Origin of the sequence: uncultured Nitratireductor sp. (genome assembly GCF_913053745.1) — a bacterium.
Classification (GTDB): domain Bacteria; phylum Pseudomonadota; class Alphaproteobacteria; order Rhizobiales; family Rhizobiaceae; genus Nitratireductor.
In genome coordinates this window covers 1-15298 of the sequence record NZ_CAJXGF010000112.1, presented here as the reverse complement: position 1 = coordinate 15298, position 15298 = coordinate 1, and the positions used below count along the sequence as shown (strand labels likewise).

Genomic DNA, 15298 nt, shown 5'->3' with positions numbered 1-15298 from the left:
CGCGATCACCGCCAGTTCGATCGTCACCGGCGCGCGGCGGAGGAATTCGTCGATGACCGGCCTGCGGGTCACCATCGAGACGCCGAAATCGCCCTGGAACATCACCTCGGCATGACATGCGATCCCGTCGCCGGCCTCGTTCAGGTGCCGTGCATCGAGCGCAACGCGCTGGGGTCGGTGAAAGCCGTGACCGCCGCGTCGCTGGCCGTGAAAGGAGATGGCAAGCATTTCGTCTCTCTGGATGCTGCGGTTGAAACGATGCGGCAGACGGGCGTCGATATGAACGAACGCTACAAGGAGACCAGTCTGGGCGGTCTCGCGGTCAACGTAGTGGAGTGCTGAACGCTGCCGACGCTGTGGAGAGCGCGCGACCGTGCTTGACTTGAGCGACCACCGCCCGACATTTGGAATATGGCACTGAATCTCATCAAATTGTGCGTCGGCTGCGAGAGCGTCGAGCAGTTGGAAGACTGGATCGCGCTGCGTGTGAGGGAGAAAATGGCGCGCGGCGAACCGGCCGAACATTTCCACACGACGCGCATGGTTCCCAAGCGCGTTGAAGAATTGACCGGGGGCGGTTCGCTCTACTGGGTGATCAAGGGGATTGTACAATGTCGTCAAAAGCTTATGGATGTGCGGCCGTTCCGTGACGCCGAGGGAATTTCGCGTTGTCATCTGGTTCTAGAGCCCAGCCTGGCGCGAACGCACTTCCAGCCGCGCCGAGCATTTCAAGGATGGCGTTACCTGGAGGCGAAGGATGCCCCTGCCGATATCGGCGGGGCCGGTGACGACGCCGATATGCCTCTGGAACTGCGGCGCGAACTTTCCGAACTCGGCTTGCTGTAGCGCCCGTTCTGGCGCAGGCTTGCCGACAGTCTTGCAACCGGTTCGTAGACGCCCATCTTTTTCACTATGAACGACAAGAAAACGCCTGCGCCACGCCGCGCCGAAACCGATCTCAGCAAAACCCGATCATCTTCGGGTGCAATCGATGCGTTCGTCCGGCAGGCACGTGCGGTTGCGCCGACGCATGGAACCGGTGACGGGCGTCTCGTTCTCGCATTGGATGCGACCATGAGCCGGCAGCCCACATGGGATCTTGCCTGCAAGCTCCAGGCGGAGATGTTCGACGCCGTCGGCAAGGCCGGTTCGCTGAATGTCCAGCTGGTCTATTTCCGCGGTTTCGGCGAAAGCCGCGCCTCACGTTTCGTGCGCGACACGGACGCGCTCAAAACACTGATGACGAAGATCGACTGTCGTGGCGGCCACACGCAGATCGGCAAAGTGCTGACGCACGCTTTGAACGAAACCGCGCGCGAGAAGATCAACGCGCTCGTCTATATCGGCGACGCGATGGAAGAGAGTGTGGACGATCTCTCCGACAAGGCCGGTCGACTCGGCCTAAGCGGTGTGCCGGTCTTTGTCTTCCAGGAAGGGCACGATCCGACCGCTGAACGTGCCTTTCGCGAGATTGCCCGCTTGTCGAAGGGGGCCTGGTTCCGCTTCGATTCCCGTTCGGCGGCGGAACTGGGCAAACTGCTGTCGGCCGTCGCCGTTTATGCGACCGGCGGGTTGAAGGCGCTTAGCGATCGCAACCGGCCCGAAGATCGAAAGATGCTGGAGCATTTGCGTGGCGGAAAAAGCAGATGACGTTCCCCTTCTTTTTCTTTGCGCTTTTGCTGCTGCTCGTCTTGAGCGGCATGGCTTTCATGAATGCGAACCCGAAGGGTATAGCCAACGCGGTTCGGATTGCCGGCCCGTCGCTGTTGGCGCTTGCCGGGGTGGTGATGCTGTTTGCGGGCAGGGCGGGAATCGGCGGAATGCTGATTTCGGCGGCGGTCGCCTGGTTCGGTTCAGGACGGCTCAAGATGGGACGGGCGAAGACGCCTGGCCAAAGCTCGAACGTCCGAACCGCCGCACTCGAAATGGAACTCGATCACGACAGTGGCAGATTGTCCGGGGTGGTTCTGGCAGGCCGGCACGAAGGGCGCCGGCTCGGTGAGATGACCCAGGAAGAATTGCTTTCGCTTTACGGTGAACTGGCCAGCGATGAGGAGAGCCTACGGCTTCTCGAAACCTATCTTGACAGCGAATTCCCCACCTGGCGCGACAGCGCGCAGGCGAATGGCGACCGGCGGGAGGGAACTGCGCCGGGCGCGGGCCCCATGACCGAGGAGGAGGCCTATGAGATCCTTGGTCTTGAAAGAGGTGCGACCGTTGCGCAGATCAGAGAGGCTCACCGCCGCCTGATGCAACGCCTGCATCCCGACATGGGAGGAACCTCTTCTCTTGCCGCCCGTATCAACGAGGCGCGCGACGTTTTGCTCTCCGCTCACAGCTGAATTCCCGGTACGCGCAACGCTATCCTGTTTCATGTCCACTCCGCTCCTACTGCTGTACTGCGTAGCAGGAGATGCTCTGCTTCTTGAGCGAAGCACAGGCGCCCCAGGCGTCGGATTTGTTCTCGAACCCGACGAAACGGGCACGGTGGTATACAGTTCCGCCCTTTTCGAAAGTCTCGGTGATCGGAACGGCTCTCGCGAGCACCTTGCCGGCCTTTTTCTCCGTTTCCGCGAGGAACATAAGAGCCTCGTCTTCGCTCGGCATGGACGCCACCTGAATGACCCAGCCGCCAATGGAGCCTGTTGCAGCCGAGCCTTGAGCACCCGCCTCGGTCGAGGCTGTGGGCATGGGGTCGACCTCGGCAACGGTGGCGCGTGGGCGCGGAACGGCCGCGTTGACGACCGCTGCGGCCTTGACCGGCTGCTCCGGGGCATAGGCGGTCAGCGTGTTCTCCTCGGGACGATCCGTCGGCAGAGGAACCTGATTGCCGGGGATCATGGCTGCGAGGGCGGTGCGGGCGCCTCCGGGCGCCTTGGCGATCAGCATGCGGTCGCGGCCGGTCGACCCCTTGTTGAGATAGCGTTTGATAAGATCAGCCATGTGTGCATCGCGGCTGCGGGATGTGCGGCCACCCATGACCACGGCGACGATGCTGCGGCCGTTTGCCTGCACCGAGCTGGCGAGGTTGAACCCCGATGCACGGGTATATCCGGTCTTGATTCCGTCGACACCTTTCACGCGGCCGAGCAAGCGGTTGTGATTGCCGTAACGACGCTTTTTGTACGTGAAGGATTTGGTCTGAAAATAGCTGTAGTAGCGGGGATAGTGTTCGCGCAGCGCGATGCTCAGTTTGGCCATGTCGCGCGCGGTCGTTTTTTGCTGGCTGTTGGGAAGGCCGTGCGCATTCTTGAACGTGGTGCGGGACATTCCCAGACTGCGCGCCTTGGCGGTCATCATGGATGCGAACTTCGATTCCGAGCCGCCGAGGAATTCCGCGACAGCCGTGGCGACATCGTTGGCCGAGCGGGTTACCAGTGCCCGTATCGCCTGGTCGACGGTCAGGCTGTCGCCGGGCCGCAGCGCGATGTTGGTGGGAGGCTCGGCTGCGGCGTTGCGCGACACGGAAATACGCGAATCTTTGGAGATGCGACCGCTCGAAAGTGCCTCGAAAAGCATGTAGGCCGTCATCATCTTGGTGAGCGAGGCGGGATAGCGCGGCGAATCGGCATGCGACTCGTACAGCACCTTGCCGGTTTTGGCGTCCATGACGATGCCGGCATATTTCGAATTCGCGGAAGCCTGTCCTGCTACGCCGAGCATGACAATGCCGGAAAGAAAGAGTGCCGTTAGAATCTTGCCTGAGAGCCGCGCAAGATTCGCTCTACCCAACAACGCCTGACGCACAATTACACCCATTTGCACCTGGTTTCAGATCGCGAGGCATCCCCACTCGCGAGCTCATTTCCCTCACATTATCGGCGTCGGCGTTACCAATCCGTTTATGGTGAGCCATTCGTTGACGGAATTTCTTAACATTGACTCGAAATCGAGCGATCTGCGTTTGTGACGACACAGAAGCGATATCGATTGTCATGATGGCGTAGTTTTGAACGCAAAAGGCTTTCCCCCGTATTGTCACGAACGCATAAGGGCTTAAAATTGTCGCAAGGGTACCTACATGTCCCACGTAAGGGCTCGGCACAGGGAATGGAATTCTTGAATATCGGTGAAGCCATGCAGCGCAACGCTTGGCGAATGCAGGATGGCGAGGATGACGGTGACAGTTCCGATCGCGGGACGGCGGTCATCACGCGTACAAAAACCAAGACGAAGAAGCCGAGTCTCTATCGCGTGTTGTTGTTGAATGACGATTACACGCCGATGGAGTTCGTCATTCATGTGCTCGAGCGCTTCTTCAAGAAGAATCGCGAGGCGGCGACCAGAATTATGCTGCACGTACACAATCACGGTGTTGGTGAATGTGGCGTGTTCACGTTCGAAGTGGCGGAAACCAAGGTGACGCAGGTGATGGACTTCGCCAGACAGCACCAGCATCCGCTTCAATGCGTGATGGAAAAGAAATGAGGTATTGAATGCCGGCTTTTTCGCAAGGCTTGGAGCGGGCACTGCATCAGGCGCTTACATTCGCCAATGAGCGCCATCATGAATATGCGACGCTCGAACATCTGCTCCTGGCGCTGATCGACGATTCGGACGCTGCTGCCGTTATGCGGGCATGCAATGTCGATCTCGACGCGCTCAAGGATACGGTGATCAAATATATCGATAGCGAACTCGACAATCTCGTCACCGGTTACGACGAGGACTCCAAGCCCACGGCGGGCTTTCAGCGGGTCATACAGCGCGCCGTCATACACGTGCAGTCGTCGGGGCGCGAGGAAGTCTCCGGGGCGAATGTGCTCGTGGCTATTTTCGCAGAGCGCGAAAGTCATGCCGCTTATTTCCTGCAGGAACAGCAGATGACGCGTTACGACGCGGTGAACTACATCAGCCACGGTATCGCCAAGCGACCGGGCGGGTCGGAGGCACGCGCGCCGCGTGGTGCCGAAGACGACGACGCCGGTGCGCCGGGAGCTGAAGCCGAAGAAGGCGGCAAGAAGAAACAGGCGCAGGACGCGCTCACAGCCTATTGCGTCAACCTAAACGAAAAGGCGAGGGCGGGCCGCATCGATCCGCTCATAGGTCGCGCGCCCGAGATCAATCGCACCATTCAGGTGCTGTGCCGTCGCTCCAAGAACAACCCGCTGTACGTGGGCGATCCGGGCGTGGGCAAGACGGCGATTGCCGAGGGGCTGGCCAAGCGCATCGTCGAGGGCGATGTGCCCGATGTGTTGTCGGACGCGACCATTTTCGCGCTCGATATGGGCACGCTCCTGGCCGGTACCCGCTATCGGGGCGATTTCGAGGAGCGCCTCAAGCAGGTGGTCAAGGAACTGGAAGATTTTCCCGGTGCGGTTCTGTTCATCGATGAAATCCATACCGTTATCGGTGCGGGCGCAACCTCCGGCGGCGCAATGGATGCGTCGAACCTTTTGAAGCCCGCCTTATCGTCGGGCTCGATCCGCTGCATCGGTTCGACCACCTACAAGGAATTCCGTCAGTTTTTCGAGAAGGACCGTGCATTGGTGCGCCGGTTCCAGAAAATCGACGTGGCCGAACCCACGGTCGAGGACGCCGTCGAGATCATGAAGGGCCTGAAGCCCTATTTTGAGGATTTCCATAAGGTCCGCTACACGAACGAGGCCGTGAAAGCCGCCGTCGAGTTGTCGGCGCGCTATATCAATGACCGCAAGCTTCCCGACAAGGCCATCGACGTGCTGGACGAAACCGGTGCCTCGCAGAAGCTTCTGCCCGAATCCAGACGTCGCAAGACGATCAACGTCAAGGAGATCGAGGCGACCATCGCCACCATGGCCCGCATTCCGCCGAAGACGGTTTCGGCCGATGACGAGAAGGTATTGGCAACGCTCGAGGACGAACTTAAGCGCGTTGTCTACGGCCAGGATGCGGCGATCACGGCGCTGTCGTCGGCGATCAAGCTGGCACGCGCCGGCCTGCGCGAGCCCGAAAAGCCCATCGGTTCCTATCTCTTCTCCGGCCCCACGGGCGTCGGCAAGACGGAAGTTGCCAAGCAACTTGCCGCCTCGCTCGGGGTGGAGCTCCTGCGCTTCGATATGTCGGAGTACATGGAGCGCCATACGGTGTCCCGTCTCATCGGCGCGCCGCCCGGATATGTCGGCTTCGATCAGGGCGGTCTTCTGACCGACGGCGTCGACCAGCATCCGCACTGCGTGCTGTTGCTCGACGAGATCGAGAAGGCCCATCCGGATCTGTTCAACATCCTGTTGCAGGTCATGGATCACGGCAAGCTGACCGATCACAATGGGAAGAGCATCGATTTCCGCAACGTCATCCTGATCATGACGACGAATGCTGGCGCTGCCGATCTCGCCAAACCGGCCATCGGTTTTGGATCGTCGAAGCGTGAAGGCGACGATATGGAGGCGATCAATCGGTTGTTTACGCCCGAGTTTCGCAACCGGCTCGACGCGGTTATCGCATTCGGCGCGCTGCCGGTTCCGATCATTCATCAGGTCGTCCAGAAGTTCGTCATGCAACTCGAGGCGCAGCTTGCCGAGCGCCGCGTCACCTTCGATCTGTCGGATGAAGCGATCGCCTGGCTCGCGGAAAAAGGCTATGACGAGCGCATGGGCGCGCGCCCGCTCGGACGTGTCATCCAGGAGCACATCAAAAAGCCGCTGGCCGACGAAGTGCTTTTCGGCCGACTCAAGAAGGGCGGTACGGTGCGTGTCACCGTGGAGAAGAGCGACACGGGCGAGAGCAGGTTGACGCTTGACGCAGTGCCCGACGATGCACCGATCAAGCCGCGTGACGAAGTGCCTGCCAAGAAGAAGGCAAAGCCCGCGGCCAAGAAGACGCGGAAACCCAAAACGACCGCGGCCAAGCCCAAGACGCAGAAGCCGAAAGATCCTCCCAAGCGCAGCCTCGTGCCGCAATTGCCGCGCAAGGACTGAAAACCGAACTTGCGAGGTGGACCAATTTCGAAGGCGTGGGTGCCACAAGCACCCACGCCTTCGTCGTATCGCCCGTCGATCCATGCTGTGCTAGGTCGTTTGGGCGATGAATGAGATTGCGACAACCGAGTCGAGCAGCGAAGACAGCCATATTGCTTGGTATCTTCGAGGCGTGCGGCGCTGTTTTTCGATTCCGGGGCTGGTTTTGGTCAGTGCTTTCATTGGCTTTGCCGGGCTGGCCCGCGAAGCCGGTCTCACGCTTCCTCAAACCGTTTTCATGACCGGGGTCGTATGGGCGTTGCCGGCGCAAGTGGTGCTGATCGGTGCCGTGCTTGCCGGCAACAGCCTTTTTGCCGCTGCTTTCGCGGTCGCGCTGTCATCCGTGCGTCTTGCGCCGATGGTTGTGGCGTTGACACCGGAAATGCGCAGCAAAAAGACCCGTCCCTGGGTGCTCTACGCCCTCTCGCACTTCGTTGCCGTCACCTCATGGGTTCTGGCAATGGCAAGCTTCCGGAACGTACCGCGCGAGATGCGCACCGCCTATTATACCGGCCTTGGTTCGACGCTGGTCTTCGTGAACATGGGCGTGGTCACGGTTGTCTTTCTTCTGGCGGAGCGTCTGCCGCCACCGATAACGGCAGCGCTCTTCTTCCTGACGCCGATCTATTTCCTGACCTCGCTCTGGGGATCGGCGCGTGAGCGTGCGGGCCATGTGGCAATGGTGCTCGGCCTCGCCTGTGGGCCTGTCTTCCACATTCTCGTTCCGGGCTTCGACCTGCTTGCCGCGGGGGTCCTGGCGGGACTGGTCGCCTATCTCTGGCACCGCATGCGCCGCAAACGGGAGGCCGTTGGATGAGCTTCGACACCTTCGATGTCTGGTGGTGGCCTTACCTCTTCATTCTGCTCGCCGGCTGGCTCGCGACGGACGCCTGGCGCTATCTCGGCGTCTATCTCGGCGGCATGATGTCGGAAACCTCCGATATCCTGGTTTTGGTGCGTTGTGTCGCGACCGCGCTGGTGGCGGCAGTCATTGCGAATCTGGTGGTGTTTCCAAGCGGTGCGCTCGCCGATGCGCCGCTCGTGCTGCGGGTGGGCGCGGCGATTGCGGGGTTTGCGGCTTATCTCCTATGCCGCAAACAGATCCTCGCTGGCATCATCGTCGCAGAAGCTGTTTTGCTGAGCGGTCTGTACGTGTTCGGCTAATCTAAAGTTGCGCGCGAATCTTTTCGGCCTGTTCGGAAAGCACGGCCTGATCCGCCATTTCGCCGGTATGCGGCCGTAGCGCGACGCCCTCGAAGCGTGGAATGATGTGGACATGCAGGTGAAACACCACCTGGCCACCCGCCTGTTCGTTGAACTGCTGAATCGTGACACCGTCCGCGCCAAAGGCATTCTTCGCCGCGCGGGAGAGCTTCTGGACCGTACGCATCACGGCGGCGAGGCTGTCCTCGTCGACATCGAGAATATTGCGCGACGGCTTCTTGGGAATCACCAGGCAATGGCCGTCGCCACGAGGCATGATATCCATGAAAGCGAAGGTCTGGTCGTCTTCATACAGCTTTTGACAGGGCAATTCGCCGCGCAGAATCTTGGCGAAAACATTATTGTTGTCGTAGGCGGCACTGGTCATGGAAACCTCTCGTCTCGGGCGATTGCCGCGGCATTTTTCTGCGCTAATGTCGCGCCCGTCAACTCCTCGTGCCGGGCGATTCGCCGCGTTTTTGAAAGAAGGTGCCGACCGTGACCTACCTCTATCTGATCGTCGCCATCCTGTTCGAGGTCGTGGCCACGACGGCGCTCAAGCAGACCGAAGGTTTTACGCGTTTGATGCCGTCGCTTGTTACTCTGGTCGGCTATGGGGTCGCGTTCTTCTTCCTGTCGTTGACGCTGCGCACCATGTCGGTGGGCATCGTCTATGCGTTGTGGTCGGGTGCCGGCATCGTTTTCATCACCGCCATCGGCTGGCTGTGGTTTCAGCAAGCGCTCGACTTGGCGGCTCTCGTCGGTGTGGCGCTCATCATCGCCGGAGTGCTGGTAATCAATCTTTTTTCGAAATCGATCATGCACTGAGCCGCATCAGCCCTTGCGGAAGGGCGTGTGCGTTTCGAGCAGCCTGTTGATGTCCGCCACGTCGCGCCTCTCCAGTTCGAGGTATTGGGCCACTGCGTGCCGAAGGCCGGGATGCGGGATGTGATGGGCGGACCTGGTGGTGACCGGCTCATAGCCGCGTGCGAGCTTGTGTTCTCCCTGCGCACCAGCCTCAACCGTCGTCAGCCCGCGGGCGATGGCGAATTCGATGGCCTGATGGTAGCAGACCTCGAAATGCAGGAACGGATGATGCTCGACGCAGCCCCAGTTGCGGCCGAACAACGTATCCGAACCGATGAAGTTGATGGCGCCGGCGATGTAGCGGCCATTCCTGCGCGCCATGACGAGAAGAATATCGTCGGACATTCGCTCGCCGATCAGGGAGAAGAAGCGGCGGTTGAGGTAGGGGCGTCCCCATTTGCGGCTGCCTGTGTCCATGTAAAAGCCGAAGAAGTCGTCCCACACGGCCTCGGCCAGGTCGGCTCCCGTCAGCCAGTCGATCTCGATGCCGTTCTCAGCCGCGGTCCGGCGCTCCTTCTTCAGTGCCTTGCGCTTGCGTGAAGCCAGCGTGGCGAGAAAATCGTCGTAACTGCCATAGTCGCGGTTGAAGAAGTGAAACTGCTGATCGGTGCGCATCAGAAAGCCTGCGCGTTCCAACGCAGCGATATCCTCATCGACCGCGAAAGTGACATGCGCCGAAGAAACGCCGAGCCGTTCCGTCAGGGTCTTGAGCCCCTCGGCAAGCGCCTGTCTGACCGCGTCGGGCGAGGCCTTCTGGCTCACCAGAAGGCGTGGACCGCTGGCAGGGGTGAAGGGGATGGAGACCTGCAGCTTCGGATAATATTGGCCGCCAGCCCTTTCAAAGGCGTCGGCCCAGCCGTGGTCGAAGACATACTCGCCCTGACTGTGCGATTTGAGATAACACGGAACCGCGCCGAGCAGGGTGCCTTCGGCCGAACGCAGGAACAGATGCTGACCGAGCCAGCCGCTCTCGCGCGCCGCACAACCGCTGTCTTCCAGGCTCGACAGAAAAGCATGCGAGACGAATGGATTGTAAGGTGCATCGACTGCATTTCTGTCCGCACCGGACAGGGCCGCCCAATCGGTTTCCGGCATATCGGCGAAGGACGGTGAAACCGTCAGCGTGATTTCACCCGAGATGTTCGCATTCGTTTCGGCTGATGACATGTGCGATAGCTAAGCCTGCGGGCCGGGGGACTTCAAGGGGCGAAACCACGCATGGTGCCTAGGGCAAGAAACCCTCAAACGTCATCTGGTCCGCATGAGCGGCAGTCCGATCTACGGCTTCCCGGTCTCGCACGGTCCATGTGATGACGGGCATGGACAGTCGGTCACGCACAAATGACACGAACGGGCTCGGCAAATCATTCACCGCATAGGAAACAAAGGAGATGTCATGCGCGAGCATAGAGAAATGCGCCTCGATCGCGCCCCGCGTCAAGCCCTCGGCCGTTAGCCCACGGGGCAGGCCGGGCGCCTGCTCAGCGAGCTGGCGCACAAGCCTGTGCTCGAACGACATCAGGGCTGTCGGCCCCGAATAGCTTTGAAGCGCTTCAATCACCCGCACGACCAGTGCATCGTCATGTCCGTCGGACGCCTTCAGCTCGATGACGAGCGGCACGCGGCCCGCCACCACCGCCAGCATTTCATGCAATGTGGGAACATGGTCCTCCGTGTCACCGATCCTTAGCGCGCCCAACTCCTGCGCTGTCTTATCCGCAACGGTGCCGTGTCGTCCGGTCAGGCGGCGCAGAGCGTGATCATGAAAAACCACCGGAACGCCGTCGGATGAGAGGTGCACGTCGCACTCAATGGAATAATTGCCGGCGACGGCAGCCTGAAACGCTGACAGCGAATTCTCCCAACGCTTAGAGTTCATGTCATGCAAGCCGCGGTGCGCGATTGGACGCGCTGTCAGCCATGCGAGGTCGTGCATTATTCGGCAACCTCGATGACGGCGTCGATTTCGACCGGTGCGTTCATCGGCAGGGAGGCCATTCCGACGGCCGCACGCGCATGGCGCCCGCGATCGCCGAGCGCGGCGACGAGAAAGTCCGATGCGCCGTTGGCAACCAGGTGCTGGTCCGTGAAATCCGGCGTCGAGGCGACATAGACGGAGATTCGCACCACACGCTTGATGCGCTCGAGATCGCCAAGTGCCGCCCGCGCCTGGGCGAGGACGTTGACGGTGCACCATTTCGCCGCAAGTTTGCCAGCCTCGGTTCCCAGTTCGCGACCCAGAAGGCCCATGGCCATCAGTTTCCCATCCTTGATGGGAAGTTGGCCGGAGGTCATCAGCAAAGAGCCGGTCTGGACATAGGGCACATAATTCGCGACTGGAGCGGCCGCTTCCGGCAGCTCGACTCCCAGTTCCAACAGTCTTTTCTCGATTTCACGCGCCATAGTGCTCTCCAGGCATTTCAGTTATGTCGGACGGTCTTAAACCGCCGTGCAGGCAAATCTAAACGTCAGTTGCGACACTTTCGCAATCGTTTCCGTCGTGAACGGGGAATGTACCGCCGCGGCAGAGGTTGCATATTTGCCTCGGTTCCGCCACGACTCTCGTTCAAACGAGAACCATCCACACGGTCCGCATGCTCCGACCGTAGAAAGCCGAATTCCGGGAGGTCGTTCATGCGCTCTTCGCGCTTATTTGTCGTTGCTTTGATTGCAGTTTCCGGAGCGGCTTCCGGCGTTTCGCAGGCCGCGCCCAATTTGCTCCCGCATCGGGCCGTCTACGATCTTTCACTGGAACAGGCGAGCGACCGTTCGGGAATCAACGGCATTACCGGACGCATGGTCTATGAATTCGCGGGTTCGACTTGTGAGGGGTATACGACCACCTTCCGTTTTGTAATGCGCCTTCAGACGGACGAGGCCTCGCGGCTTTCCGATCAGCAGACGACCACGTATGAGGATGGCAAGGGCGAGGTCTTCCAGTTCGTCAACAAGATGTATCTCGACAACATGCTCGATCGGGAAGTGAAGGGCGTTGCCCGCATCCAGGACGGTGAGACACATGTCGAGCTTTCGAAACCCGAGCGTCGAGGCGAAACTTTGCAGCGTTCGCAATTTCCCGTGCAGCACATGAAGGAAGTGCTGGAGAAGGCTGACGCGGGCGGCGGCTTCTATCAGACCACGCTGTTTGACAGTTCCGAGGATGCCGATCGGGTGATGATGACATCGGTGACGATCGGCGAGCCGAAGGCGATGGAACAGAGCGAGAGCGAGCGTTCGGCCGCCGCGCCTCTTGAAAACCAGTCCTACTGGCCGGTGAGCATCGCTTATTTCGATCCGGGGAAGGAACGGGGCGAGGCCTTGCCCGACTACGAAATCAGCTTCTTGCTGCACGAAAGCGGTGTCACGCGTAGCCTCGACATGAATTATGGCGAGTTCTCGATTCGCGGCCAGCTTGTCGATCTGACCTTGTTCGATCAGGCGAACGAAGGGGGCGACTGCGCCCAATAGCGCTGTTTGGGAGCCAAACGCTTGCATTGTGCGCAATAAGCTTCTATATGCGCGCGCATTCCACACACGGATCTTGGTTCCGGTCGGGAGACATCCGGCCGGCGCCTCCGGTGGCGGTTTCCGCCTGATGGTCCGTGGAGGTTCAACCGGAAAGGAAAACGAATGGCACTGCCCGATATCAGCATGCGCCAGCTTCTGGAAGCTGGTGTTCACTTTGGTCACCAGACCCACCGCTGGAACCCGAAAATGAAGCAATACATTTTCGGCGACCGCAACGGGGTCCATATCATCGACCTGTCCCAGACCGTTCCGATGCTGCACCAGGCCCTGGTCAAGGTGCGCGACGTTGTTGCCGGCGGCGGCCGGGTGCTGTTTGTCGGCACCAAGCGCCAGGCCCAGCAACCGGTTGCCGAAGCCGCCTCGCGCTCGGCCCAGTACTACATGAATGTGCGCTGGCTCGGCGGCACGCTGACCAACTGGGAAACCATCTCCAACTCGATCAAGCGCCTGAAATCGATGGAAGAGACGCTTGCCGGCGGCGGCGCCGGCCTGACCAAGAAAGAGCAGCTGACCATGGCGCGCGACAAGGAAAAGCTTGACGCGTCGCTGGGCGGCATCCGCGACATGGGCGGCCTGCCGGACCTGATGTTCGTCATCGACGTCAAGAAAGAGGCGATCGCCATCCAGGAAGCCAACAAGCTGGGCATCCCGGTTGTCGCCGTCGTCGACACCAACTGTTCGCCGGACGGCATCGACTTTGTCATCCCCGGCAATGACGACGCCTCGCGCGCGATTTCGCTTTACACCAACCTCGTCGCCGATGCCGTGATCGACGGCCTGTCGGCCAGCCAGGCTGCGCTTGGCATCGATCTCGGCGAAATGGAAGAGGCCCCGGCCGAACCGGTGCTCGAGGAAGCCGCGGCTGAAGAAGGTGCCGCCAAAGAGGGCGACCAGGCCTCTGCCTGATCCCTTGCGTGACATGGCCGATGAGGCGCCGGACCCGCGCGCGTCATTGGCCTGTCACAGAAGCAGGCTAGCTGCCTGCGCAAACCGTGTTTTTCATACCGGCGCTGGCTGGCCCCTCCGGCCGGTGCCGCGACAAGCCTGACCCGGACAGCCGGGACGGGACCCAACCAAGGAGCATGACAATGGCTGCCATTACAGCTGCAATGGTGAAAGACCTGCGCGACAAGACCGGCGCGGGCATGATGGACTGCAAGGCCGCGCTGAACGAGACCGACGGCGATGTCGAGGCCGCGGTCGACTGGCTGCGCAAGAAGGGCCTGTCGAAGGCTGCCAAGAAAGCCGGTCGCGCCGCTGCTGACGGTCTCGTCGCTGTGGCCGTCGACGGTGGCAAGGGGGTCCTCGTCGAGGTCAATGCCGAAACCGACTTCGTTGCCCGCAACGAGACCTTCCAGAAAATGGCTGCGAATATCGCCCGGGTCGCCCTGGCAACCGGGGGTGATGTCGAGGCGATCAAGGCTGCGGCCTATCCGGGCTCGGACAAGACCGTCGAGGACTATGTGAAGGAAATGGTCGGCCAGATCGGCGAGAACATGGCGCTGCGCCGTGCCGCTGCGCTGTCGGTCGATGAAGGCGTTGTCGTGCCCTATATCCACACCGTCGTGACCGAAGGGGCCGGCAAGATCGAGCGTCGTAGCGCGCCCGGCGGGCACCGGCCGCGCCGTGATGACGTCTCCGAGGTCGGCGAAGACGACGAGGCTTTCGAGGTCGTGATAGCCGTCCGGCCGTGTCGCGCCGACGTGAAGCGCGAGATTGATTTTCGCCGGGGCGAGTTCCGACGTGGCGGCACCGGTCGCCGCCTCGATGGCACTGGCAATGTTATCCATGGAGCGGCGGAGCGGTTACCTGGAGTCTCGGGTCCTGTCGGACCGGGACGCGCTCAGTTCGCCTGTGCCGCCGGCAGGTTGAGCGTCATGCCCGGAAAGATACGATTAGGATCGCGGATGCGATCCCGGTTGGCCTCGTAGATCTTTTCGTACATTTCCGCGTCGCCGTAAATGCGCGCCGCGATATCCCACAGGCTTTCGCCCTTGCCGACGGTGATCACGCTGGGCTCGGCCGCGGCCGTCTTGGTCGGAAGGACCGGCTCCTCGCTGATCGCGCCGGTCTTGCCGGTCGAGGCGGCTTTGAGGCCGTGCTGCAGCTTGTCGAGGATGACGGGAAGCTGCTCCTTGTCGGGGTCGAGGTCGCGGGCGTGGGCCCACTGGAAGGTCGCCTCCAGCTTGCGGCCGACCTGCCAGTAGGCGTCGCCGAGATGGTCGTTGATCGTGGAATCCTCGGGGCGCAGCTGAATGGCGCGCTCGAGCGTATCCACGGCGTCCTGATACCGCCCGAGGCGGTAATGCGCCCAGCCGAGGCTGTCGACGATGTAGCCGTCGTTGGGGCGGAGATCGACTGCTTTCTCGATCATCTCCAGCGCCTGATCCAGATTGATGCCCTGATCGACCCAGGAATAGCCGAGATAGTTGAGCACCTGAGGCTGGTCGGGGTTGAGCTTCAATGCGTGGCGGAAGTCGGCCTCGGCCTTGGACCACTCCTTGGCACGCTCGAGGGCAACCCCGCGGAAATAGTAGATCCGCCAGTCGGCCGTGGTTTCCTTCGCGAGCGCGGCGATGCCCTTGCCATAGGCCTCCGCTGCGTCGGCAAAGCGATCGTCGGCCCGGTAGACGTTGCCGAGCTCCACCGCCGCCTCGAAATCTTTCGGGTATTTCGCGAGCACGCGCTCGATGTAGCGCGCGGCCTCACCGGGCTTTTCCATCGCCTGATAGCAGCTTGCGATCTGCAGGTCGGCGTTGCGG

Annotated in this window: 16 protein-coding genes and 3 pseudogenes; 12 read left to right on the top strand and 7 right to left on the bottom strand. The window is 61.0% G+C overall.

Features of this window, described 5'->3' with window-relative positions; genetic code table 11:
- Positions 1–81: 81 nt before the first annotated feature.
- The 4 genes and pseudogenes from QZ638_RS16830 to QZ638_RS16815 form a co-directional block, all read left to right on the top strand.
- A pseudogene (locus tag QZ638_RS16830) lies at positions 82–342 on the top strand (L-serine ammonia-lyase, iron-sulfur-dependent, subunit alpha); the annotation flags it as partial.
- Between the two features lie 69 nt (positions 343–411).
- Positions 412–846 (top strand): DUF1489 family protein, encoded by a 435-nt coding sequence (locus tag QZ638_RS16825; RefSeq protein WP_295812891.1) that lies wholly within the window; start codon positions 412–414, stop codon positions 844–846.
- 66 nt (positions 847–912) lie between these two features.
- Entirely contained in the window at positions 913–1650 is a 738-nt protein-coding gene (locus tag QZ638_RS16820; protein ID WP_295812889.1) for a VWA domain-containing protein, read from the top strand.
- Positions 1647–2342 carry a DnaJ domain-containing protein gene (locus QZ638_RS16815; RefSeq protein ID WP_295812887.1) on the top strand — a complete coding sequence of 232 codons (696 nt, stop codon included), beginning with the start codon at positions 1647–1649 and terminating at the stop codon, positions 2340–2342. The genes QZ638_RS16820 and QZ638_RS16815 overlap by 4 nt, the downstream gene beginning before the upstream one ends.
- A 46-nt stretch (positions 2343–2388) precedes the next feature.
- On the opposite strand, the gene QZ638_RS16810 is transcribed toward QZ638_RS16815, so the two are convergent.
- Positions 2389–3759, bottom strand: a complete 1371-nt coding sequence (locus QZ638_RS16810) for a D-alanyl-D-alanine carboxypeptidase family protein (RefSeq protein ID WP_295812885.1) — start codon at positions 3757–3759, stop codon at positions 2389–2391.
- Between the two features lie 339 nt (positions 3760–4098).
- Between QZ638_RS16810 and clpS the strand changes: the two genes are divergently transcribed.
- From clpS to QZ638_RS16790, 4 genes are all read left to right on the top strand, one after another.
- Positions 4099–4428, top strand: coding sequence for an ATP-dependent Clp protease adapter ClpS (clpS, locus tag QZ638_RS16805; protein WP_295812896.1), 330 nt, complete (start codon positions 4099–4101; stop codon positions 4426–4428).
- Between the two features lie 8 nt (positions 4429–4436).
- Positions 4437–6899 carry an ATP-dependent Clp protease ATP-binding subunit ClpA gene (gene clpA / locus QZ638_RS16800; protein ID WP_295812881.1) on the top strand — a complete coding sequence of 821 codons (2463 nt, stop codon included), beginning with the start codon at positions 4437–4439 and terminating at the stop codon, positions 6897–6899.
- Positions 6900–7005: 106 nt separating this feature from the next.
- The gene (locus QZ638_RS16795) at positions 7006–7755 is read left to right on the top strand and encodes an AzlC family ABC transporter permease (RefSeq protein ID WP_295812879.1); all 750 of its coding nucleotides are present in this window, start codon (positions 7006–7008) and stop codon (positions 7753–7755) included.
- Positions 7752–8102: an AzlD domain-containing protein gene (locus tag QZ638_RS16790; protein ID WP_295812876.1), complete on the top strand. Its 351-nt coding sequence runs from the start codon at positions 7752–7754 to the stop codon at positions 8100–8102. The genes QZ638_RS16795 and QZ638_RS16790 overlap by 4 nt, the downstream gene beginning before the upstream one ends.
- A 1-nt stretch (position 8103) precedes the next feature.
- Here QZ638_RS16790 and QZ638_RS16785 read toward each other — a convergent pair whose 3' ends face one another.
- Positions 8104–8529 carry an HIT family protein gene (locus tag QZ638_RS16785; RefSeq protein WP_295812874.1) on the bottom strand — a complete coding sequence of 142 codons (426 nt, stop codon included), beginning with the start codon at positions 8527–8529 and terminating at the stop codon, positions 8104–8106.
- Positions 8530–8639: 110 nt separating this feature from the next.
- Between QZ638_RS16785 and QZ638_RS16780 the strand changes: the two genes are divergently transcribed.
- Positions 8640–8969, top strand: coding sequence for a multidrug efflux SMR transporter (locus QZ638_RS16780; protein WP_295812871.1), 330 nt, complete (start codon positions 8640–8642; stop codon positions 8967–8969).
- Between the two features lie 6 nt (positions 8970–8975).
- On the opposite strand, the gene QZ638_RS16775 is transcribed toward QZ638_RS16780, so the two are convergent.
- The 3 genes from QZ638_RS16775 to QZ638_RS16765 form a co-directional block, all read right to left on the bottom strand.
- Positions 8976–10103 (bottom strand): GNAT family N-acetyltransferase, encoded by a 1128-nt coding sequence (locus QZ638_RS16775; protein WP_295812894.1) that lies wholly within the window; start codon positions 10101–10103, stop codon positions 8976–8978.
- A gap of 130 nt (positions 10104–10233) precedes the next feature.
- Positions 10234–10944: a glycerophosphodiester phosphodiesterase gene (locus tag QZ638_RS16770; RefSeq protein WP_295812868.1), complete on the bottom strand. Its 711-nt coding sequence runs from the start codon at positions 10942–10944 to the stop codon at positions 10234–10236.
- A complete protein-coding gene (locus tag QZ638_RS16765) occupies positions 10944–11411 on the bottom strand; it encodes a RidA family protein (RefSeq protein ID WP_295812865.1) in 468 nt (155 codons plus the stop codon). The genes QZ638_RS16770 and QZ638_RS16765 overlap by 1 nt, the downstream gene beginning before the upstream one ends.
- Before the next feature lie 231 nt (positions 11412–11642).
- On the opposite strand from QZ638_RS16765, the gene QZ638_RS16760 reads away from it, so the two are divergent.
- From QZ638_RS16760 to tsf, 3 genes and pseudogenes are all read left to right on the top strand, one after another.
- Positions 11643–12476, top strand: a complete 834-nt coding sequence (locus QZ638_RS16760) for a cell envelope integrity EipB family protein (protein WP_295812863.1) — start codon at positions 11643–11645, stop codon at positions 12474–12476.
- 162 nt (positions 12477–12638) lie between these two features.
- Complete coding sequence (gene rpsB, locus QZ638_RS16755; protein ID WP_295812860.1) at positions 12639–13442, top strand: 30S ribosomal protein S2; 804 nt, start codon at positions 12639–12641, stop codon at positions 13440–13442.
- Positions 13443–13624: 182 nt separating this feature from the next.
- A pseudogene (tsf, locus tag QZ638_RS16750) lies at positions 13625–14125 on the top strand (translation elongation factor Ts); the annotation flags it as partial.
- A 39-nt stretch (positions 14126–14164) separates the two neighbouring features.
- Here tsf and QZ638_RS16745 read toward each other — a convergent pair.
- Both QZ638_RS16745 and QZ638_RS16740 read right to left on the bottom strand, forming a co-directional pair.
- Positions 14165–14326 (bottom strand): annotated as a pseudogene (locus QZ638_RS16745) (4-(cytidine 5'-diphospho)-2-C-methyl-D-erythritol kinase); the annotation flags it as partial.
- 53 nt (positions 14327–14379) lie between these two features.
- Positions 14380–15298: tetratricopeptide repeat protein (locus QZ638_RS16740; protein WP_295812858.1), on the bottom strand; the 919-nt coding region annotated here is incomplete at its 5' end.